The sequence below is a fragment of the Nonomuraea sp. NPDC049480 genome (assembly GCF_044465905.1).
In the GTDB taxonomy this organism is placed as follows: domain Bacteria; phylum Actinomycetota; class Actinomycetes; order Streptosporangiales; family Streptosporangiaceae; genus Nonomuraea.
Genome location: NZ_JBITMD010000002.1, coordinates 341,586 through 360,904, shown reverse-complemented (window position 1 = coordinate 360,904; position 19,319 = coordinate 341,586). Strand labels below are relative to the sequence as shown.

Sequence of the window (19,319 nt, the reverse complement as noted above, 5' to 3'; positions counted from 1 at the left end):
GCGAAAAAATCAGAACGCGTCCAGCGCGGTGCGCGCGACGGACTCGAGCGCGGCCCGGTCGGCGCCGCCGCGTCCCATCACGCGCAGCCCGCTGACCGTGGCGACGACGAACCGCGCCAGAGACGAGGGGTCCTTGTCCGCGCCGATCTCGCCCCGGGCGCGGCCGGCCTCGATGGCCGAGCGCATCAGCCGCAGCCGGAGGTCGTTGTCGCGCCGCAGCAACTCGGCGATCTCCGGGTCGCGCGGCGCCAGCTCGATCGTCGAGTTGACCACCAGGCAGCCGATCGGATCGTCCGGCTCGGGCTCGACCGCCCACCACAACACGGTCCGGACCTTCTCCTTCGCCGGCAGGTCGCCGTCCATCAGCTCGGCGAGCACGGCGTTGCGCTCGTCCATGTAGCGCCGCAGCGCCTTCCGGAACAGGTCGCGCTTGCTGGCGAAGGTGTTGTAGATGCTGCTGCGCCCGAGTCCGGTGGCCGCGCACAGGTCCTGTGTCGAGGTGGCCTCGTAGCCCGCCTCCCAGAAGGCGCGCATGGCCGCCTCGACCGCCCGGTCCTCCTCGAACTTCCTCGGTCGCGCCATGTCCCGCACGCTAGCACGTTTTGGAACGACCGGTGCAATACCCTGGTGTCAGGTGGTCTTCCTGAAGGTGTCCAGGAACACCTTCCGCGTGTCGGCCTGGTCGTCCCACTTGAGCTCGGGCATGTCGAACGTGATCTTGAAAGCGGTGACGTCGTCGATCGTGACGTACCTGGTCAGCGCGTGCATGGGGACGTCGTTGGCGGTGGTGTACGTGTACTCCCAGTCCGCCGCCTTCCAGCCGCGGAAGTCCACCGCCTGCAGCTGCACCTGGATGTAGCTCTCCATGCCGCCGTCGGCCTCCTGCCGGCCGAGCTCCGACAGCCCGCCGTCGGCCTGCGGGGTCACGTCCTCGACGAGGATCCGCAGCCCGGAGTCCTTCGGCCCGGTGAACGTGGCCACACCGCCCGACGTGGCCAGCTTCCAGTCCTGGGGGACCGCCGCGGAGAATCCGGCCGGAGTGTGCTGCTTGTAGCCGTCGGGCGCGGCGGCGGCGGGCTGGGCCTTCCGGGGCGTGGGGGCGACCGTGGCGGACTGCGTGATCGGGGCCACCTCGGAAGAGCCGCCGCCCGACACGATGATCCACACGGCGCCGACGACGACGGCCACCCCCAGCAGCGCGCTGATGATCGTCAGCGGCGTGGGGCGCCCGTCGCGCACCCAGGCGCCGTCGTCCTCCTCCGCCCTGCGCCTGCTCTTGCCCGTGCGCGGGGTCGCGCTCGGCAGCGTGGACAGGCGGTTGTGGCCGGTGTCGTGCGCCAGGTCGCGCGACTGCTCGCGCAGGTCGTCGGGAGAGGCCAGCGGCCACGGGGCCGAGGTGGAGGCGGACGCGCGGCTGTCCGTGGTCAGCGGCAGGATCGGCTGCGGGCGAGGTCCCGTGGGGTTGTCCAGGTCGTCGTACAGGTCTCTGGCCGGCATCCGGTGCGGCCCCGACGGGCTCGCGAAGGGCCCCGACGGGCTCGCGAGCGGCCCCGACGGGCTCGCGAGCGGCCCCGACGGGCTCGCGAGCGGCGACGGGCCGCCGAACGCGGGCGGCTGCGGCAACTGGTCGGTCCGGTGGCTGCCGGACGGTGTGGAAAGACCGTCGTACGGCATCGAGTGGCCGCCCGAGGGGCTGGTCAGCGGGTTGTACGGCACGCGTATCGGCCCCGAGGGCGTCTCCACGATCCGCGACGGCATCGGCCCCGAGGGCGTCTCCAACGGCGGCAGCAGGCCGGCAGGCGCCGGGTCGGCCGGGCTGGGCAGCGCCTCCGGCTTGCGCGGCCGGGGCGAGCCGTGCACGCGCAGCACCGTCTCGAGCATCTCGATGACCTGCGCGGCCGTCAGCCGCTCGGCGGGGTTCTTGCGCAGCAGGCCCTCGATCACCGGCGCCAGCGATCCGGACCGTTGCGGCGTGATCGGCTCCTGCGTGAGCACCGAGCCGAGCACCGCGACCGGGTCGGGCCCCTCGTACGGGGGCCGCCCCTCGACGGCGGCGTACAGCGTCGCGCCGAACGACCACAGGTCGGCCGCCTGCGTGATCGGCTGCCCGGACAGCCGCTCCGGCGGGATGTACGCCGGCGACCCCATGAGCAGCCCGGTCTGCGTGATGTTCACGTCGCCCTCGATGGCCGCGATGCCGAAGTCGGTCAGCACCACCCGGTCCTGGGTCAGCAGCACGTTGCCGGGCTTGATGTCGCGGTGCAGGATGCCGGCGGCGTGGGCGTGCATGAGCGCGTCGAGCACGCGGATGCCGATCTCGGCGGCCTGGATCACGGGGAGCGGCCCGCTCTGGCGTACCGCCTGCTCGAGGGACCAGGCGCGGACCAGCTCCATCACGATCCACGGACGGCCGTCCTCCTCGACCACGTCGTGGACGGTCACGATGCCGGGATGCTGGAGCCGCGCGGCCGACCTGGCCTCGCGCAGCATGCGCCGGTGCGCCACCTGCGTGCCCGCGTGGTCGAGCCCGAACGGGAGGATCAGCTCCTTGACCGCCACGTCCCGGTCGAGCAGGACGTCGTGGGCGTGCCACACCATGCCCATGCCGCCTCTGCCGACAGGTGACATGAGCCGGTAACGCCTGCCTATGAGGCGGCCCTGGGCCTGCGGAGCGCCCACTGGGGCGTCTCCCTCCTGGCCCGGCCCGCCGAGCAAGCGGTCGGCTGCCATCTTCCCGCCCCCATCTTTCTCATCCGTCACGTGCGTCTTCACGCTACTTGCAGATTATGAGGTTCGTTACGATATCGGCGGGGAATGCACAATGGAAGCCAGCGTCCGCTTTACAGCGTCACTGACGTGCGGATATGCCGCTATTCAAATGGATCACTAACCGCGTCCGCCAGCGCCGGCAAGGTGCTGGTGAAAGCCTCGGCGGGAGGCTTGACCAGCCCCGCCCCCACCTGCCCCGTTCCCGCCACGCGTCCGGCGATGCCGGTGTTGACCACGGGCAGCAGCCCGGTCCTGGCCACGAGCGTGACGTCGATGCCGACAGGCGTGCCGCGGAAGCCGAGACCGGGGATCTGGTAGGCGGGGTGCTCGGCGAGCGTGATCTCGTACATGGACCGGGTGGCCCGCACCGCGTCGGCCACCTCGCCGCCCACGAAGCGCACGATGGCCGGGGACGCCGCCATCGCGAAGCCGCCCAGGCCCGACGTCTCGGTGATCGTGGAGTCGCCGATGTCGGGGTTGGCGTCATCGGGGCCGTACGTGCCCAGGTAGAGCCCGTCGGGCACGCCGGCCGGGCCGGTGAACCAGCGTCCGCCGAGACCCGACACCTGGACGCCGAAGTCGGTGCCGTTCCTGGCCATGGCGACGACCATGGTCGAGCCGGGGATGTCGCGGGCGGCGTCCGTGCTCACCTTGGCCGCGGCCATGCCGGCGTTCAGGAAGAAGTGGTCGTTGCCGTTGATGAAGCGCAGCACCTGCGCGGCGCCGCCCGGGGCGGCCTCGACCACGGCCGGGGCCAGCTCGCGCAGCAGCAGGGAGGTGGCGGCCCGGTTGCGGTTGTGCAGCTCGTCGCCCATCTGCAGGGCCTGCGCGATCAGCGAGCGCAGGTCGATCGGGCCCGTCCGCTCCAGGGTCGCGGCCAGCGCGGGGCCGAGCACCGCGTCCATCCAGCGCAGCCGGTCCAGCACCTCGGGCCCGTACGCGCCGTACCTGAGGACCTTGCCCAGGCCCTCGTTGAGCGAGCAGTAGGCGGTGCCGCCGTGCTCCTCGTCGTGCACCTCGAACAGCCACATGGACGGGCTCACCACGCCCGCCATCGGCCCCACGGCGGCGTGCTCGTGGCACGGCCGCAGCACGATCTCGCCCCGCGCCAGCTTGGCGGAGGCGTCGCGCTCGTCGCCGGCCAGGCCCTCCAGCAGCATCGCGCCGATGAGCGCGCCGCGCATCGGGCCCGACGCGCGCTCCCAGGTGATCGGCGGGCCCGCGTGCAGGAACGTGCCCTCGGGCAGCACCTCCGACGCCCGCCGCACGCCGATCAGGTGCGGCCGCGCGGTGGTCAGCCGGCGCGCGGCCAGCTCGTTGGCGGCCTGCCTGCGCGGATCGGCCAGCACCTTGACCAGCGCCTCCGCGGTGCCGGGCAGGGGCGGGCGCCAGTCCACCGGGGTCGTCGGCACGGCCTGCGCGGCCAGCGCCTCGTCGAGCAGTCCGGCGCCGGTGGTGATCACGCGGGACGGGGCGGAGAGCGGGCTCATAGGAGGCTCCTGGCGTGCCGGGCCGCCTGGGCGTTGGACAGGAACACGGCCGCGCCCGCCTGGCGGAGTACGGCGGCCTGGCGGTGCAGGTCCTGCGGGTCGCCCTGCGTGCCGACGAGGGCGACCACGACGGCGGCGGGGGTGCGGGCGAGGGCGGGCGCGAGCGCCGCGGCGGGGTCGGGGTCCGCGCTGTGGCCCAGCACGACGTCCATGAGCACCACGTCCATCTCCTGGGCGCGGGCCAGCGCCTCCACGCGCAGCGTCGGGTCGATCATGGGGTGCGCGCGTCCCCTGGTGTACGCGTCGTCGCCGTAGTCGACGAAGTCGCCCTGCCCGGCGACCGCGGCGGCCTCCAAGCAGAGCGTCCCCCCGGAGTAGATGCCCTTCATCGTCTTCCTCGCGCCGTCCCGTGGTGTCCCGCGCCAGGACGGCCACTCGGGTACGGGCTCGCCGAGCGCGCGCAGTGCCTGCTCCGCCGCCTCCGTGAGGTCGGCGCCCTTTGACGCGCCCGAGTCCGGCGCGGGGAGCAGGGCCCGCACCACCGGCGTGCGCAGCCCGGCCACGGCCTCCTCCACCGCCCGCGCCACCTCCGGGTCGGGCGGCTTGGAGACGAGCACGATCAGCTCGGTGGCCGGGTCCTCGTCCAGCAGGCGCAGCGCGCGCAGCGTCGACAGCCCGCCGACCTCGGCCGACAGGTCCCTGCCGCCCACGCCCAGGATGTGGCTGACACCCGTGCCCGCCCAGTCGAGCAGCGACGTCACCTGCTGCGCGCCGGTGCCCGACGCGGCGACCACGCCGACGGGGCCCGGGGCGAGGACGTTCGCGAAGCCGAGGCCCACGCCCCCGATCGAGGCGGTGCCGCAGTCGGGGCCCATGACCAGGACGTCCCGCTCCCCGGCCAGCTCCTTCAGCCGCCGCTCCAGCGCGACGGGGACGCCGTCACTGAAGATCATGACGGGCAGCCCGGCCATGACGGCGTCGTACGCCTCGGAGAAGGCGTGCTCGCCCGGCACCGACACCAGGACCAGGTCGGCCGGCTCCCTGGCGGCCGCCGAGCGGGTGGTCAGCGGGGGCTGCCCGGTCGCGGCGCCCGGCCGCTGGAGCGTGGTCAGCTGCCGATCCGCCTCGGCGACGGCGGCTTCCGGATCGTCGGCCCGGACGGCGATCAGCAGGTCGCCGGGGCCGGTTTCGGGGACGTCGAAGCCGAGGTCGCTGATGACGGAGACGTTGAGGCCGGTCCCCATCGCGACCATGGCCGCCGTGACGCCCGGCATCTCCGTCAGCGCCCGGCTGACCCGCATGAGCTGGACCGAGTCGTGGTACGCCCCCTTGCGGACCAGCACCACCTCGGCGCTCACCGCGCCCCGCCCAGGGCGATGACGGCGCCGACGCCGATGGCGACGCCCTGCGCGAGGTCGGCGCCCGAGGTGTGCCCGAGGCGGCGCAGCCGGCGCAGCGCCGGCTCCAGCGCCTGCTCGCCCGCGACGCCGCGCAGCACCGCGATCAGCTCGGGGCTCGCCTCGCCCCTGGCCGCGCAGTGCAGGAGCGTGGCCGACAGGGGAGTGGTACGCGTACGCGCGTCGAACGTCACGGCCGCCGCCAGCCAGTCCGCCAGCCACACCGCCCGCTCCGTGCCGGTCGCCGTGCCCAGGCGCCGCAACGTCACCAGCAGCCCGGCCAGCACGTCGTCGCCGCTCGGCGTGAGCCCGGGCCCGAGCCCGACGAGCTGCTCGGCCGCCGACACGGCCCCCAGCAGCCACCCTTCCGCGCAGGCGGCGGCGAGCGAGGCCACCGCGCCGTTGCCCGCAAGGCCGGGCGCCGGCTCCGCGGGCCTGGCCAGGATCGCGCCGGCGCCGGCCAGGCGTCCGCGGTCGATCGGCGTCGGCGGCGGAGCGGGATCCCACCAGCGGCGCACGCGCAGGATCAGCGACCCGAGCTCGACCGAGCGATCGCCCACCGCCGCGTCATCACCCACCGTCACGTGCGGCAGCGGGCCCGCCAGCAGCACCGAGTTGGGCAGCCTGGTGGCCTCGCCCGTGATGACGGCGATCACCGAAGGCTCCAGCTCTGTCCTGACCTCCAGATACACGCCCGCGGGGAACACGGCGAGCACCCGGGCGGGGCGGCGGGGCGACTCCAGGACGGGCCGTACCGCCGTGCTGGCCGCGCCCGTGACATGGATGCGGGTACGCCGCGCGTGAGTACTGACCGTCACCGGACCTCCCAACCGACCTTGGACCTGACCGTAGACGGGGCCGCGAACCCTCCGTACGGAGAAATTTGCCAACAGTCAGCGGGAAGGTTGGCTCTTCCTGACAGACCGCTTCCCGGGTCACAATCTGCTCATGGAGCCCCCCGTCCGTCTCGCCAGCACCGGAACAATCATTCACGGCGTGTCCGTCGGAGAGGTGCTCGGCGTGTCGACCCTCGCCGAAGCCAGGCTCATCGCCGGCGAGAGCGGGCTCGGCCGCATCGTCCAGCGCCTCAACGTCATGGAGGTCCCCGACATCCTGGCCTGGGTCAAGCCGCACGAGCTGTTGCTCACCACCGGCTACCCGCTGCGCAACACGCCGCAGTCGCTCGGCCGGCTCGTGGCCGACCTGGACGAGCGCGGGCTGGCCGCACTGGCGATCAAGCTCGGCCGGTACGTCGACGAGCTGCCCGCCGAGATGGTCGAGCAGGCCGACCGGCTCGGCTTCCCGCTCATCCTGCTGCCGAACGACGTCGGCTTCGACGACATCCTCAACCAGGTGCTCACGGACATCCTCAACCGCCAGGCCGCCGTGCTGGCCCGCGCCGAGGAGGCGCACCGGGCGCTGGTGCAGGTCGTGCTGGCCGGCGGCGGGCTCAACGAGGTCACCGCCGAGGTGGCGCAGCTGCTCGACGTGTCGGTCGCGGCCGTGGACGGCGCGGGCCACGTGCTGGCCACCGCCGGGCCCGCCGGACACGTCGCGGTGCTGCGCGAGTCGATCTCCCGCGAAGGGCCGCCCACCTCGCCCACCCGCACATCCGGGCGGGGGCGGGAGTTCGCCTCGGTGCCGGTGCTGGCCGGCGGGCACCACCACGGCAGGATCGTCGCCTACAGCGCGCCGGGGGCGATCAGGGACAGCGACGTCGGCATCCTCGAACGCGCCGCCACCGTCGCCGCGCTGGTCGTCACCCGGCAGGAGGCGGTCAACGCCGTCGAGAGCAAGTACCGCGCCGACTTCCTGCGCGACGTGCTCACCGGCAGGGCGGGCACGGCCGAGCGGGTCACAGCCCGCGCCAGGGCGTTCGGGTGGGACCTGGCCCGGCCGGTGACCGTGCTCGTGGCCGAGCTCGACCCCGACGGCGACGAGCGCAGCGCCCAGGACCGCCTCGTCGCGTGCTGGACGGCCGCGATCAGGCGGCACGACCCGCGCGGGGCCGTGGCGGGGTTCTCCCACGAGGTGGTGGCCGTGGTCGACGCCTCGATCGACGCCGTACGCGTGGCCAAGGACGCGGCCTCCGCCTTCGCCGACGTGCCGCCCGCGACGTTCTCGACCGGCACGTCCCGGCCCAGCCCGGGGGCGGAGACGCTGCCGGAGGCGTACTCGCAGGCGTTGAAGGCGGCCAGGGTGGGCCGCCAGCTGCACGGGCCGGGCGCGGTCGCCCACTTCGACCAGCTCGGCGTCTACCGGCTGCTGTCGCTGGTCAACGACACCGACGAGCTGCACGCGTTCGTCCGCGAGACGCTCGGGCCGCTGGCCACCGACGACGACGCCGAGAACTCCGACCTCCGGCGCACCCTGCAGGTGCTCCTGGAGACGAATCTCAACGTGGCGGAGACCGCCAGGCGGCTGCACTTCCACTACAACACGCTGCGCTACCGGATCGGAAAGCTGGAGCGCCTGCTCGGCAGCTTCACCGACGACCCGCACTTGCGGCTCAATCTGACCCTGGCCCTGCACGTGCTGCGGATGCGGGGCATCTAGGCTGGGGCCTCGTGGATCTGGATTTCGAACTGCGCTCCGACTACATCCCGCTGTGCGACCTGCTGAAATACTGCGGGGTCACGGAGACGGGCGGCATGGCCAAGCAGCTGATCGCCGAGGGCATGGTGCTCGTGGACGGCGAGGTGGAGCTGCGCAAGACCGCAAAAATCAGGGCAGGGCAGGTCGTGAGCGGGGACGGGTTCTCGATTCACGTCGCCTAGAGCTCACATGTGCGCGAGGTTTCACTGGTGGTCGTCGTAGATTTGGCAGATCATGCCCGTGTAGGAGTGTTCGCGCGGGCCTAATGTGCCCGCAACGGAAGGTGTGCTGTGATGGATGCGCAGCGAAGCGAGGACATCCGTCACAGCCCCAAGCTCTGCTCGGCAATGGGCGCAGGCCGGCACATAAGGGGCTCTCATGACTTTGGGATGGACCAAACACGGTGACGGCAAGAACCTGACGCCCGGCGAGGTCGTCAGGCCCGACGAGCGCCTGAGCTGGCCCAGAATGGTGGGGTTCGGCGCACAGCACGTGATCGCGATGTTCGGCGCGACGTTCGTCTTCCCCATCGTCATGGGGCTGGATCCGAACGTCGCCGTGATGATGTCCGGCGTCGCGACGATCCTGTTCCTGCTGATCGTCAAGGGCAAGGTGCCCAGCTATCTCGGCACCAGCGCGTCGTTCGTGGGCGGCGTGTTCGCCATCAGGGCGGTGGCCGGGGGCGACACGGCGGGCGCGGACGCGATCGTGACGGGCGCGATCCTGGTCGCCGGGTTCGTGCTGGCGCTGGCCGGGCTGGCCATCCACTTCCTCGGCGTGCAGATCATCCACCGGGTCTTCCCGCCCGTGGTCACCGGCGCGGTCGTCATGCTGATCGGGTTCGGGCTGGCGTTCGTGGTGGCGGACGTCTACTGGCCGCAGGATCACTGGGTCGCGCTCATCACGATGCTGATCACCTTCCTGGTGATCGTGCTGTTCAAGGGGTTCATCGGCCGGATCGGGGTGCTGATCGGGCTCGTCGCCGGGTTCGTGCTGTCGTGGGTGCTCGACAAGACGGCCGGGCCGATCACCTCCGTGCTGCCCGGCCAGAACCTGCTGGACGCGGCCGGGAACGCCTGCACGGCCGAGGGCACGTACTGCGTGGCCACGGCGTTCCCGCACGATCGGGTGAATTTCGACGGCGTGGCCAAGGCCGACTGGTTCGGAGTGCCGAGCTTCCACGCCCCCGACTTCCGGTTCTCGGCCGTGCTGCTGGTGCTGCCCGCGGTCATCGCGCTCATCGCCGAGAACATCGGGCACGTCAAGGCCGTGGGCGAGATGACGAAGACGGACGTGGACCCCTATGTCGGGCGGGCGGTGCTCGCCGACGGCGTCGGGACCATGGTGACCAGCGCGGTCGGCGGCTCGCCCACCACGACCTATGCCGAGAACATCGGCGTCATGGCGGCGACCAAGGTCTACTCGACCGCCGCCTACTACATCGCCGGGATCATCGCGATCCTGTTCGGCCTCTGTCCCAAGTTCGGGGCGCTGGTCGCGGCCACGCCGGGCGGCGTGCTCGGCGGCGTCACCGTCATCCTGTACGGGATGATCGGGCTGCTCGGCGCGAAGATCTGGATCGAGAACCGCGTGGACTTCGCCGACCCGGTCAACATGGTCCCGATCGGCGCGGGCATCATCCTGGCCATCGGACCCGTGAGCCACTTCATCGGCGGTGACTTCACGCTGGAGGGCATCGCGCTCGGCACCATCGTCGTGCTGGGCGGCTACCACCTGCTGCGGGCCATCGCCGGCCGGACCCCGGAACCGGCCAGGAGCGAGGCCGGGTGAAGCCGCCGCCGTTCGAGTACCACGCCCCGCGCGACCTCGGCGCGGCCCTCCAGATCCTCGCCGAGGTCCGGGGCAAGGTGCTGGCCGGAGGGCAGAGCCTCATCCCGATGCTCAACATGCGGCTGGCCGCGCCCGAGCATCTCGTCGACATCAACCGGGTGGCGTCGCTGGGCGGATTCGAGCGCACCGAGGCGGGAGTCCGCGCGGGGGCGCTGGCCCGGCATTCCGAGGTGGCGCGGGCCGGGGCGCATCCGCTGCTCACCAAAGCGCTCAAACTGGTCGCCCACCCGGTGATCAGGAACCGCGGGACCGTGGTCGGCAGCCTCGTGCACGCCGACCCGGCCGCCGAGCTGCCCGCCGTGCTGGCCGTCCTCGGCGGGTCCGTCCGGGTCGCCCGCTGGGACGGCGGCGCCGCGGCGCCCGCGGACGGCATGCCGCCGGGCGCGGCGGTACGCGACGTGAGCGCACGCGACTTCTTCACCGGGCCCATGGAGTCGGCCGTCCAGCCAGACGAGCTGGCCGTGTCAGCATTTTTCCCGGCATTGGGGCCGAGGACGGGAGCGGCGTTCGAGGAGGTCGCCCGCAGGCACGGCGACTACGCGCTGGCCGGCGTCTGCGCGGTGGTCACGCTGGACGAGGACGCGTTCGTCACCGCCGCCCGGATCGCCTGCATCGGGGTGGGGCCGGTGCCGGTGGTCGTGGACGTGAGCGAGGAGACAGGGCGGTGCCGCGTCCACGAGCTCGACGGGATCGTGGCGCGGCTCGCGCAGGACGCGAGCGAGCCCGACGGCGACATCCACGCGTCGGCCGCCTACCGCCGGCACCTGGTCGGGGTGCTGGCCGAGCGGGCGGTGCGGAACGCGGCCAGGGAGGCGGAGACCGGTGGAGCATGAGATCACGCTCGTCGTGAACGGGACCGCCAGGCGGGTGAGCGTCCCGGCCCGGCGGCTGCTGTCCGACTGCCTGCGGCACGACATCGGCCTGACCGGCACCCACGTCGGCTGCGAGCACGGCGTCTGCGGCTGCTGCACCGTGCTGCTCGACGGGCAGCCCGTACGCTCGTGCCTGACGTTCGCCGTCACCGTGGACGGCCGCGAGATCACCACCGTCGAGGGCCTGGCGGGGGCGGACGGGCTCTCGCCCGTGCAGCGTGCGTTCGCCGAGTGCCACGGACTGCAGTGCGGCTTCTGCACGCCCGGGTTCCTGTGCACGGTGACCGCCCTGCTCGAGGAGAACCCGGCGCCGACGGACGAGGAGGTCCTCGAGGGCATCTCCGGCAACCTGTGCCGGTGCACCGGCTACCAGAACATCGTCAAGGCCGTCCACCGGGCCGCCGAGCTGCTGGCGGAGGAAGCATGACGACGAGGCTGTTCGGGGAGTCCGTGGCGCGGCGGGAGGACCCCAGGCTGCTCACCGGGAACGGCCGCTTCCTCGACGACCTGGGGCGCGACGCCCTCGCCGCCGCCTTCGTGCGCTCGCCGCACGCGCACGCCCGCATCCGCGACATCGACGTCGGGCCGGCGCTCGACGTGGAAGGGCTCGTCGCGATCTACACCTACGAGGACCTGCCCGAGCGGGTGGGGCGGCCGCTGCCGCTGCTCATCCCGCACCCGGCGCTCACCCACGGGCGCACCGCGTACCCCCTGGCCAGGGACGTCGTCAGGCACGTGGGCGAGCCGATCGTGATGGTGGTGGCCGCCGACAGGTACGCCGCCGAGGACGCCTGCGCGCTCATCGAGGTCGACTACGAGCCGCTCAAGCCGGTCGTCGGCCTGGAGGAGGCCGTCCAGGGCGCCCAGCTCGTCCACGAGGACGTGCCCGGCAACGTCGGCGCGCATCTCGTCCAGGAGGTCGCCGGCGCGGACGGGCGCGGCGCGCGGGAGGCCATCGAGACCGCGCCGCACACCCTGGCCTTCCGGCTCGACATCGAGCGCAGCGCGAGCATGCCGCTCGAAGGCCGCGGCGTGTACGCCCGCTGGGACGGCCGCGACCTGCGCGTCTACTCCAGCACCCAGACCTCGACCAGCGTCCGCATGGCCGTGGCCGCCACGCTCGGCCTGCCCCTGCCGCAGGTCGAGGTGATCGCTCCCGACGTCGGCGGCGGGTTCGGCGTCAAGATCGTGCACCCGTGGCCGGAGGAGATCCTCGTGCCGTGGGCGGCCATGACGCTCGGCCGCGAGATCAAGTGGACCGAGGACCGCAGGGAGCACTTCATCTCCTCCGCGCACGAGCGCGGCCAGGTCCAGTACGTCCGGGCCGGGTTCGACGACGACGGGCGCGTCCTCGGGCTCGACGTGACGATCCTGCACGACCACGGCGCCTACACGCCGTACGGGATCATCGTGCCGATCGTCACCTCCACCCAGCTGCTCGGGCCGTACAAGATCGGTTCCTACCGGGTCGAGTTCAGCGCCGTCTACACCAACACCGTGCAGGTCACGCCCTATCGGGGCGCGGGCCGTCCCCAGGGCGTGTTCTGCATGGAGCGCACCATGGACAAGATCGCCCGGTACCTGGGCAAGGACCGGACCGAGGTGCGCGCGGCCAACTTCATCCAGCCCGGCGAGTTCCCGTACGACCAGGGGATGACCTTCCAGGACGGGCGGCCGCTGATCTACGACAGCGGGAACTACCCCGAGATGCTCCGCCTGGTGAAGGAGCTGATCGGCTGGGACGACCACGAACGGAGGCCGGGCAGGGGGATCGGGATCGGGTGCTACGTCGAGGGCACCGGGGTCGGCCCGTACGAGGGCGGACACGTGCAGGTGACCTCCGACGGCCGCGTGCACGTGTCCACGGGACTCACCTCCCAGGGCCAGGGACACGAGACGGTGTTCGCCCAGATCGCCGCCACCGAGCTCGGCGTGCCCATCGAGCGGGTCAGCGTGGTCACCGGCGACACGCGCAGGTTCGGGTACGCGGTCGGCACGTTCGCCTCCCGCGCCGCCGTCGTCAGCGGCAACGCCATCGCCCTGGCCTGCAGGAAAGTGCGGCAGAAGGCGCTGCGGATCGCCGCCGACGCGCTGGAGGCGGACCCGGCCGACCTGCAGATCACCGAGGGGATGGTGCACGTCGCCGGCGCGCCGGCCGCCTCCATCCCGCTGTCCACGGTCGCGGTCCTGTCCAACCCGCTCCGGTACGCCTTCGACGAGGAGGCCGCCAAGGCCACCCAGTTCTCCGGCACCGCCTCCCCGGACCGGCCGCCGGTCGCCGAGGGCGAGGAGCCTGGACTGGAGGGGCGCGACTACTACTCGCCCATCAGGTCGACGTTCGCGGCGGGCATGCACGCGGCCATCGTGGAGACCGACCCGGTCACCGCCGAGATCAAGATCGTCCGGTATGCGGTGGTGCACGACTGCGGGCGGCTGATCAATCCCATGATCGTGGAGGGTCAGATCCACGGGGGAGTGGCGCAGGGCATCGGCGGCGCTCTCTACGAGCGGATGGCGTACGACTCGCACGGGCAGCTCGTCAACGCCTCCTTCATGGACTTCCTGATGCCGTACGCCACCGAGATCCCGCACATCGAGACCGGCCACCTGGAGACGCCGTCGCCGCTCAACCCGCTGGGAATCAAGGGGGCGGGCGAGGCCGGCGTCATCCCGGTCTCGGCCGTCATCGCCTCGGCCATCGAGGACGCCGAGGGCATCGAGATCGACCGCATGCCGATCTCCCCCTCCGACCTCTTCGACCTGCGGTCCGCGTCCGGGACCTGACCCCGGCCGCCCGGCGCGACCGCCCACCCCCCTGGCCGGCTGCGGGCGCTTGCCACCGGCGGGCACGTCGAGGATTTTGACGGCGTCGGCGACGAGGTTGGGGGCGGGCGTCTGGTCGCACCGAGACGGCAGCCGGGAGAGCCGCGGTGGTGTGGGGCGTGCGTGAGATGATCGGCGCCATGCGTGCGCCCGGCAGCGGCTTGACCGCCTTCCCCGCCGTCCCCGGCGACGTCCGGCTGATCGACCTGGCGTGGAACGAGATCCCCGAGGTGCCCGCCTGGGTCGCCGGGCTGGCCGCGCTGGAGGAGCTGCGGCTGGACGGCAACGGCCTGCGAAGCTTGCCCGACCTGTCCGGGCTCACCGCGCTGCGCACGCTGCACCTGGACGGCAACCGGCTGACGTCCTTCCCGAGCTGCCCGCCGCACCTGGAGACCCTCTTCCTGTACGGCAACCAGATCCCCGCCCTTCCCGACCGGTTGCCCGCGCCCCTGCGGCACCTGGCCGCCGGCGGGAACGGCCTGACCGGCGTGCCCGGCGCGCTGTGGAAGCTGACCGGGCTCGAATCACTCAACCTGGCCGAGAACGAGCTGACCGAGATCCCCGCGGCCATCGGCGGCCTGACCCGGCTGCGCATGCTCGACCTCGGCCACAACCGGCTCACCGAGATCCCGCCCGAAGTCGGCGACCTGCACCTCACCGACTACCTCTACCTGAGCGACAACCTGTTCACGGAGGTCCCGGACACGATCGGGCGCCTGGACCGGCTCGCCTACCTCAACCTGACCGACAACCGCCTCACCCGTCTCCCCGGCACGATCGGCTCCATGGCCGCGCTGGTGGAGCTGCGGCTCTACAACAACCGGCTGGAGACGCTCCCCGAGCCGATCGGCGGCCTGGCCCGGCTGCGCGAGCTTCATCTCCAGGGCAACCGGCTGGCCGGGTTGCCCGACTCCATCGCCGGGCTCGGCGAACTGCGCGTGCTGGACCTGCGCGACAACCGCCTCCGCGAGCTCCCGTACGCGATGCCGCCCCGCCTCACCCACCTCGACCTGCGGAACAACCGGCTGCGGGAGCTGCCGGAGAGCCTGGCCGAGCTGCCCGCCCTGGAGAAGCTCGACCTGCGGTGGAACAAGCTCGACGGCGACCCCGGAGTGCTCGGCAGACTGGCCGCGCGGGGCTGCGTCGTCCTGCGCTGAAATCGGGACGGTCTGCCACTGAACCGGCGCGGTAGGCCCTGCGTACCTCCGCACATGACGACAATTCCACGTCTGGCCGCTTTCGCGCTGCTGGCCGGGCTGGTCACTGGTTGTTCCCAGAACATCGGGAAGGACAGTGGCTATGCCGCGGCGGGGAACGTTCAGCAGGCCACCCCCCAGACCGTCGAGCAGCTCTCCACCAAGGTCGGTTGCAAGCCGAAGATGCAGGTCGATGCCACCGAAATCCGCACGGCGTACTGCAAGACCAAGGAAGGTGAGTTCTTCGTCAACACGTTCAAGACGGAGAAGCTCAAGGACGAGTGGATGGACCGGGCACCCGAGTACAACCCCCACCTGGTCGGCCCAAAGTGGACCGTCCTGGGGCCGCTTGAGGTGCTGGAGGTGCTCAAGCCGACGCTCAACGGCGACCTGCACCTGACGGACCACCGCGTCTCGATGACGCCCAAGCCCAACTGACCCCCGTTCGGCGGGACTCATGACGACACATCCACGCCTGGCCGCGCTGGTGCTGCTGGCCGGGCTGGTCGCCGCCTGCTCCCCGGGCTATGGGAGCGGCGGCGGCTCCGTCGCCGCGGGCGGGCAGGCCAACGCCGCCCCCCTCACGGTCGAGCAGCTTTCCGCACGGGTGGGCTGCAAGCCGCGCATGCAGGTCAACGCGGCCGACATCCGCACCGGATACTGCACGACCCCGGACGGCGAGTTCGTCGTCACGACGTTCAGGACCCCGGCCGGCAAGAAGGCCTGGATGGACGCCGCCCCCGAGAAGGACCCGCATCTCGTCGGCAACCTGTGGGCGGTCCTTTCCAGCCGCCCGGTGCTGGACCTGCTCAGGGAGCGGCTCGGCGGCGATCTTCACCAGACCGACCACAGGACCATGAAGATGCGGGTCATCGGCTAACGCAGCCGCTCGTACTGGGCTCGGATCTCACCCGGGGCCGCCACCCGGTCGAGGAACATCAGCCCGTCCATGCGGCAGTCGCACGGGTTCTGCTCCCTGGTGTTCTGCGGGAAGCTGCCGCCGATCTTGATGCCTCTCGGGTCGGTCGCCGACGTGACGTCCGGCTCGGGATCGCCCTCGACGCCCCACGGGTCGCCGGCGACGGTGGTGAAGCCGTCGAGCGGCCGTCCGTTCCGGTAGAGCTTCATCGTCGCGGTGTCGAAGTCGAACGTCGCGGCGAGGAACACCCATCGGCCCTTCGGCAGGATCTCCTGCCAGGGGCGGTTGGCGGCGAACGTCTGGGAGCTGCTGCCGTCCACGCGGCGGGCCAGCGCCACCACTCGCAGCTCGCCGTTCACGGTGATCAGCTCCAGCAGCGCCCTGACGTCGTGGCCCTGCGAGTTGCCGCTGAGCACCCCCGCCAGGCCGATCGCGTTGAAGAAGTCGGCCGGGTTCTCGGTGTTGGAGTTCAGGGCGGGGCCCGTCCCCAGCATCTTGAACCAGCCCATGATGGTCACGCCCTGGACGCCGTTGAACGCCCGCAGGGTCGGCACGCCGTTCTCGCCGTAGATCCCGGCCTTCCAGTCGTCGTTGCCCGTCGTGGCGGGCTCGACCTGGCGGGTCTGGAGCGCGTTCTTGCTGCCCCGGTAGGCGCGGTCGGCCACCCGCATGGCGGCGCCGCCGTTGACCAGCGCGATGTTCGTGCCCGACAGGCCCTGGTCCTGCTCCTGCGCCGGGTCGCCGGGCAGCGGGTGGTCGAAGTCGTACGCCGCCATCACGTCGTCGCGCAGGCTCGTCACCACGTCGGGCAGCGCCTGCTGGGCCTTCGTGATCTTCCAGATCTTGCCGTTGGCCTTCGACAGGACGTACAACTCGCCGGCCGAGTCCCGGCCGAAGCGCAGGTCCACCCGGGAGCTGCCGGCCAGGTCCTGCATGGTCACCCGCTTGCCCGTCGCGTCCACGAGGAGGGGCTTGTGGATGGTGGCCCGGCGGCCGGTCTGCTCCCGCATCTCGGCGGCGACGGTGAAGAACACCTGGCCGTCGACGATGTCGCCGAACAGGTACTTGCCGCGCAGCAGCGGAAGCTGCTGCCCGCGGTAGACGAACCCGCCGACGACCGCGTGGCCGCTGTCGGACGTGCAGGAGTGTCCGGGAGGCGGGTCGTGGTCGTAGGCGGCCACCGGGTACGTGTAGCCGAACTCGGCGTCGTTGTCCGGCAGTGTGTACAGGTGGCAGCGGTCGGCCTTGTTGAACAGGAACGAGCCCTCGCGCTCGCTCCAGCCCAGGTTGTCCCCGGCGCCGACGTCGTAGACGGCCTCGATGGCGTGCTCGCCGATGTGGCCGAGGAACAGGCGGTTGCCGGCCTGAGAGTCCCAGCTGAAGCGGTGCGGGTCGCGCATGCCGTAGGCGTAGATCTCGCCGAGCGCGCCCGGCCGGCCGGTGAACGGGTTGGCGGCGGGGATGCCGTACCGGCCGTTGGCGCCGTTCGTGCCGAGCGGGTCGATGCGCAGGATCTTGCCGTGCGGGACGGCGAGGTTCTGCGGGTCGTCGCTGCTCACGCCGCGCCCGCCGTCACCGGCGGCGACGTAGAGCAGGCCGTAGTCCGGGCTCCCGCGGCGGGCCGCCGGGTTGAAGTCGATCTGCTGGATGCCGTGGATCTGGCCGGAGAAGCCGAGCCGCAGCACCTCTCTGCGGGTGCCGGAGAACGTGGCGGCCCTCGGGTCGGTGGCGGTCCACTCGGTGATCACGCCGTGGAACCTGACGCCGGGCTGCGGCGGCAGGTCGGGGGTCTTGGTGGTGAGCGCGTCGCCCCACTCGGTGTGGACGGTGTAGAGCTTGCCGTTCCTGGCGAAGTCCGGGTGGAAGGCGGTGAAGCCGAAGCCGCTGCCGAGGCCGCGGCCCGAGATGAAGTCGGGCGCGAACGTGGCGCCGACGTCCAGGTACTCCCGCGGCTGGCCGCCGTTCCTGCCGAGCATGTACAGCTTGCCGTTGAGGTCGTTGACGTACAGGCGGCGCGAGCCGTCGGGCAGCTCGCCCAGGTAGTTGATCCTGGCCCAGCGGACCAGCCGCTGGTCGGTCGGCTCGGGGATGGGCTCGGTCTTCGGGAAGGAGGCGAACTCCTCCAGCGTCAGCGTGAGGGCGGACGGAGTGGGCTTTTCAGGGATGGGATCGTCGATCGGGGTCGGCTCGGCGAGCGCCGAGGCGGGAGGCGCGGCTAACGCCGTCAGCATGAGGACGAGCGCGACCGTGACGTGGCGAAGGGCTGTCATCGGGAACTCCCCTGGTTCGCAACCGCTTCCGAAAGCGCTTACGTGCCAGCGGATCGTAACCCGGGGGTGAGGTCTGTCAAGAGGGCGGCGGCGGCGCGGTGGAGGCACGGACCACCAACTCGTGGCGCGTGCGGCGGCGGCGCGGGCGCGAGGCGGGCGGCTTGAGCACCAGCTCCAGGGCCTGTTTGCCCATGCCGACCATGGGCAGCCTGATCGTCGTGAGCGCGGGGTAGACGTCGCGGGCGGTCGGCACGTCGTCGAAGCCGGCCACCGAGATCTCCTCCGGCACCCGGCGCCCGTGGTTCAGCAGCCATGACAGCGCGCCGACCGCCATCGGGTCGTTCAGCGCGACGACCGCCGTCAGGCCGGGATGGGCGCGCATCAGCCGCGCGGTGGCCGCCGCGCCGCCCTCCCTGGTGAAATCCCCGTGCACGACCGGGACCGCGCGCCAGTCGAGCCCGGCCTCGCCGAACGCCGTGCGCAGCCCCGACAGGCGGTCCTCGACCGTGGTCAGGTTCGCCGGGCCGCCCAGCACGCCCAGCCGGCGGTGGCCCAGGTCGAGCAGGTGCCGCATGAGCGTGGCCCCGCCGCCGGCGTTGTCGGGCAGCACCGCGTCCACCGGCAGGTGGTGGCGGCCGATCACCGCCACCCGGCCGCCCGCCGCGGTGTACGAGCGCACCTCGGCCGCGATGTCCACCTCGGTCGCCGCCTCGATGTAGCCGGAGCCCGCCAGCACGATCCTGGTCACCCGGTGGGCGCGCAACGCGCGGATCCTGGCCAGCTCCGCGCCCGGGTCGCGCTCGGTCTGGCTGATCAGCGCCAGGTAGCCGAGGCTCTCGGTCTCGCGCAGCACGCCCCGGGCGATCTCGCCGAAGTACGGGTCGCCGACGTCGTGCACGATCAGCCCGACCATGGAGGCCTGCCCGCCGGCCAGCGCCCGCGCGTGGCTGTTGGGCACGTAACCGACCTGGGAGGCGACCGCCTGCACGTGCGCCGCGAGTTGCGCGCTGACCCCGGTGCTGCCCGTCATGGCGCGCGAGGCGGTGGCCAGCGAGACCCCGGCGGCCTTGGCGACGTCGACGAGGCGGGGTGGGCGATGGGCCATACGAACCCCCTTATTCGGCCCCCTTGTCCGGG

At 72.2% G+C, this 19,319-nt stretch carries 16 protein-coding genes; 9 read left to right on the top strand and 7 right to left on the bottom strand.

From position 1 onward, the window contains the following. Positions 1-9: 9 nt before the first annotated feature. The 5 genes from ACIBX3_RS07100 to ACIBX3_RS07080 all read right to left on the bottom strand — a co-directional run bounded on the left by ACIBX3_RS07100 (position 10) and on the right by ACIBX3_RS07080 (position 6,474). Positions 10-582 (bottom strand): TetR/AcrR family transcriptional regulator, encoded by a 573-nt coding sequence (locus ACIBX3_RS07100; RefSeq protein WP_397114025.1) that lies wholly within the window; start codon positions 580-582, stop codon positions 10-12. 48 nt (positions 583-630) lie between these two features. Next, the gene (locus tag ACIBX3_RS07095) at positions 631-2,730 is read right to left on the bottom strand and encodes a protein kinase (RefSeq protein ID WP_397114023.1); all 2,100 of its coding nucleotides are present in this window, start codon (positions 2,728-2,730) and stop codon (positions 631-633) included. Positions 2,731-2,870: 140 nt separating this feature from the next. Then, positions 2,871-4,259, bottom strand: a complete 1,389-nt coding sequence (locus ACIBX3_RS07090; protein WP_397114021.1) for a DUF1116 domain-containing protein — start codon at positions 4,257-4,259, stop codon at positions 2,871-2,873. Continuing rightward, positions 4,256-5,617 (bottom strand): FdrA family protein, encoded by a 1,362-nt coding sequence (locus ACIBX3_RS07085; protein ID WP_397114019.1) that lies wholly within the window; start codon positions 5,615-5,617, stop codon positions 4,256-4,258. The genes ACIBX3_RS07090 and ACIBX3_RS07085 overlap by 4 nt, the downstream gene beginning before the upstream one ends. Next, a complete protein-coding gene (locus ACIBX3_RS07080; RefSeq protein ID WP_397114017.1) occupies positions 5,614-6,474 on the bottom strand; it encodes a DUF2877 domain-containing protein in 861 nt (286 codons plus the stop codon). The genes ACIBX3_RS07085 and ACIBX3_RS07080 overlap by 4 nt, the downstream gene beginning before the upstream one ends. 130 nt (positions 6,475-6,604) lie before the next feature. Here ACIBX3_RS07080 and ACIBX3_RS07075 point away from each other — a divergent pair, with 130 nt between their 5' ends. The 9 genes from ACIBX3_RS07075 to ACIBX3_RS07035 all read left to right on the top strand — a co-directional run bounded on the left by ACIBX3_RS07075 (position 6,605) and on the right by ACIBX3_RS07035 (position 15,873). Beyond that, positions 6,605-8,212, top strand: a complete 1,608-nt coding sequence (locus ACIBX3_RS07075) for a PucR family transcriptional regulator (protein WP_397114016.1) — start codon at positions 6,605-6,607, stop codon at positions 8,210-8,212. A gap of 11 nt (positions 8,213-8,223) precedes the next feature. Continuing rightward, positions 8,224-8,433 carry an RNA-binding S4 domain-containing protein gene (locus ACIBX3_RS07070; RefSeq protein WP_397114014.1) on the top strand — a complete coding sequence of 70 codons (210 nt, stop codon included), beginning with the start codon at positions 8,224-8,226 and terminating at the stop codon, positions 8,431-8,433. 196 nt (positions 8,434-8,629) lie between these two features. Further along, the gene (locus ACIBX3_RS07065) at positions 8,630-10,042 is read left to right on the top strand and encodes a uracil-xanthine permease family protein (RefSeq protein WP_397114012.1); all 1,413 of its coding nucleotides are present in this window, start codon (positions 8,630-8,632) and stop codon (positions 10,040-10,042) included. Continuing rightward, entirely contained in the window at positions 10,039-10,935 is an 897-nt protein-coding gene (locus ACIBX3_RS07060; RefSeq protein ID WP_397114010.1) for an FAD binding domain-containing protein, read from the top strand. The genes ACIBX3_RS07065 and ACIBX3_RS07060 overlap by 4 nt, the downstream gene beginning before the upstream one ends. Next, a complete protein-coding gene (locus ACIBX3_RS07055) occupies positions 10,925-11,401 on the top strand; it encodes a (2Fe-2S)-binding protein (protein ID WP_397114008.1) in 477 nt (158 codons plus the stop codon). Before ACIBX3_RS07060 ends, ACIBX3_RS07055 begins: the two co-directional genes overlap by 11 nt. Then, positions 11,398-13,758, top strand: coding sequence for an aerobic carbon-monoxide dehydrogenase large subunit (cutA, locus tag ACIBX3_RS07050; protein WP_397114006.1), 2,361 nt, complete (start codon positions 11,398-11,400; stop codon positions 13,756-13,758). Before ACIBX3_RS07055 ends, cutA begins: the two co-directional genes overlap by 4 nt. Positions 13,759-13,925: 167 nt before the next feature. Then, positions 13,926-14,954 carry a leucine-rich repeat domain-containing protein gene (locus tag ACIBX3_RS07045; RefSeq protein WP_397114987.1) on the top strand — a complete coding sequence of 343 codons (1,029 nt, stop codon included), beginning with the start codon at positions 13,926-13,928 and terminating at the stop codon, positions 14,952-14,954. Positions 14,955-15,008: 54 nt separating this feature from the next. After that, positions 15,009-15,431 carry a hypothetical protein gene (locus ACIBX3_RS07040; RefSeq protein WP_397114004.1) on the top strand — a complete coding sequence of 141 codons (423 nt, stop codon included), beginning with the start codon at positions 15,009-15,011 and terminating at the stop codon, positions 15,429-15,431. Between the two features lie 19 nt (positions 15,432-15,450). Beyond that, positions 15,451-15,873, top strand: coding sequence for a hypothetical protein (locus ACIBX3_RS07035; protein ID WP_397114002.1), 423 nt, complete (start codon positions 15,451-15,453; stop codon positions 15,871-15,873). Here the strand turns inward: ACIBX3_RS07035 and ACIBX3_RS07030 are convergent. Continuing rightward, positions 15,870-18,182 (bottom strand): PQQ-dependent sugar dehydrogenase, encoded by a 2,313-nt coding sequence (locus ACIBX3_RS07030; protein ID WP_397114000.1) that lies wholly within the window; start codon positions 18,180-18,182, stop codon positions 15,870-15,872. The two genes, ACIBX3_RS07035 and ACIBX3_RS07030, sit on opposite strands and share 4 nt — an antisense overlap. A gap of 76 nt (positions 18,183-18,258) precedes the next feature. Continuing rightward, positions 18,259-19,287 carry a LacI family DNA-binding transcriptional regulator gene (locus ACIBX3_RS07025; protein ID WP_397113998.1) on the bottom strand — a complete coding sequence of 343 codons (1,029 nt, stop codon included), beginning with the start codon at positions 19,285-19,287 and terminating at the stop codon, positions 18,259-18,261. Between the last annotated feature and the right edge of the window lie 32 nt (positions 19,288-19,319).

Coding starts and splice junctions, on each gene's coding strand:
- ACIBX3_RS07100 (WP_397114025.1), bottom strand. CDS start 582: ATGGCGCGACCGAGGAAGTTCGAGGAGGACCGGGCGGTCGAGGCGGCC.
- ACIBX3_RS07025 (WP_397113998.1), bottom strand. CDS start 19,287: ATGGCCCATCGCCCACCCCGCCTCGTCGACGTCGCCAAGGCCGCCGGG.
- ACIBX3_RS07030 (WP_397114000.1), bottom strand. CDS start 18,182: ATGACAGCCCTTCGCCACGTCACGGTCGCGCTCGTCCTCATGCTGACG.
- ACIBX3_RS07090 (WP_397114021.1), bottom strand. CDS start 4,259: ATGAGCCCGCTCTCCGCCCCGTCCCGCGTGATCACCACCGGCGCCGGA.
- ACIBX3_RS07075 (WP_397114016.1), top strand. CDS start 6,605: ATGGAGCCCCCCGTCCGTCTCGCCAGCACCGGAACAATCATTCACGGC.
- cutA (WP_397114006.1), top strand. CDS start 11,398: ATGACGACGAGGCTGTTCGGGGAGTCCGTGGCGCGGCGGGAGGACCCC.
- ACIBX3_RS07045 (WP_397114987.1), top strand. CDS start 13,926: ATGATCGGCGCCATGCGTGCGCCCGGCAGCGGCTTGACCGCCTTCCCC.
- ACIBX3_RS07095 (WP_397114023.1), bottom strand. CDS start 2,730: ATGGCAGCCGACCGCTTGCTCGGCGGGCCGGGCCAGGAGGGAGACGCC.
- ACIBX3_RS07065 (WP_397114012.1), top strand. CDS start 8,630: ATGACTTTGGGATGGACCAAACACGGTGACGGCAAGAACCTGACGCCC.
- ACIBX3_RS07040 (WP_397114004.1), top strand. CDS start 15,009: ATGACGACAATTCCACGTCTGGCCGCTTTCGCGCTGCTGGCCGGGCTG.
- ACIBX3_RS07035 (WP_397114002.1), top strand. CDS start 15,451: ATGACGACACATCCACGCCTGGCCGCGCTGGTGCTGCTGGCCGGGCTG.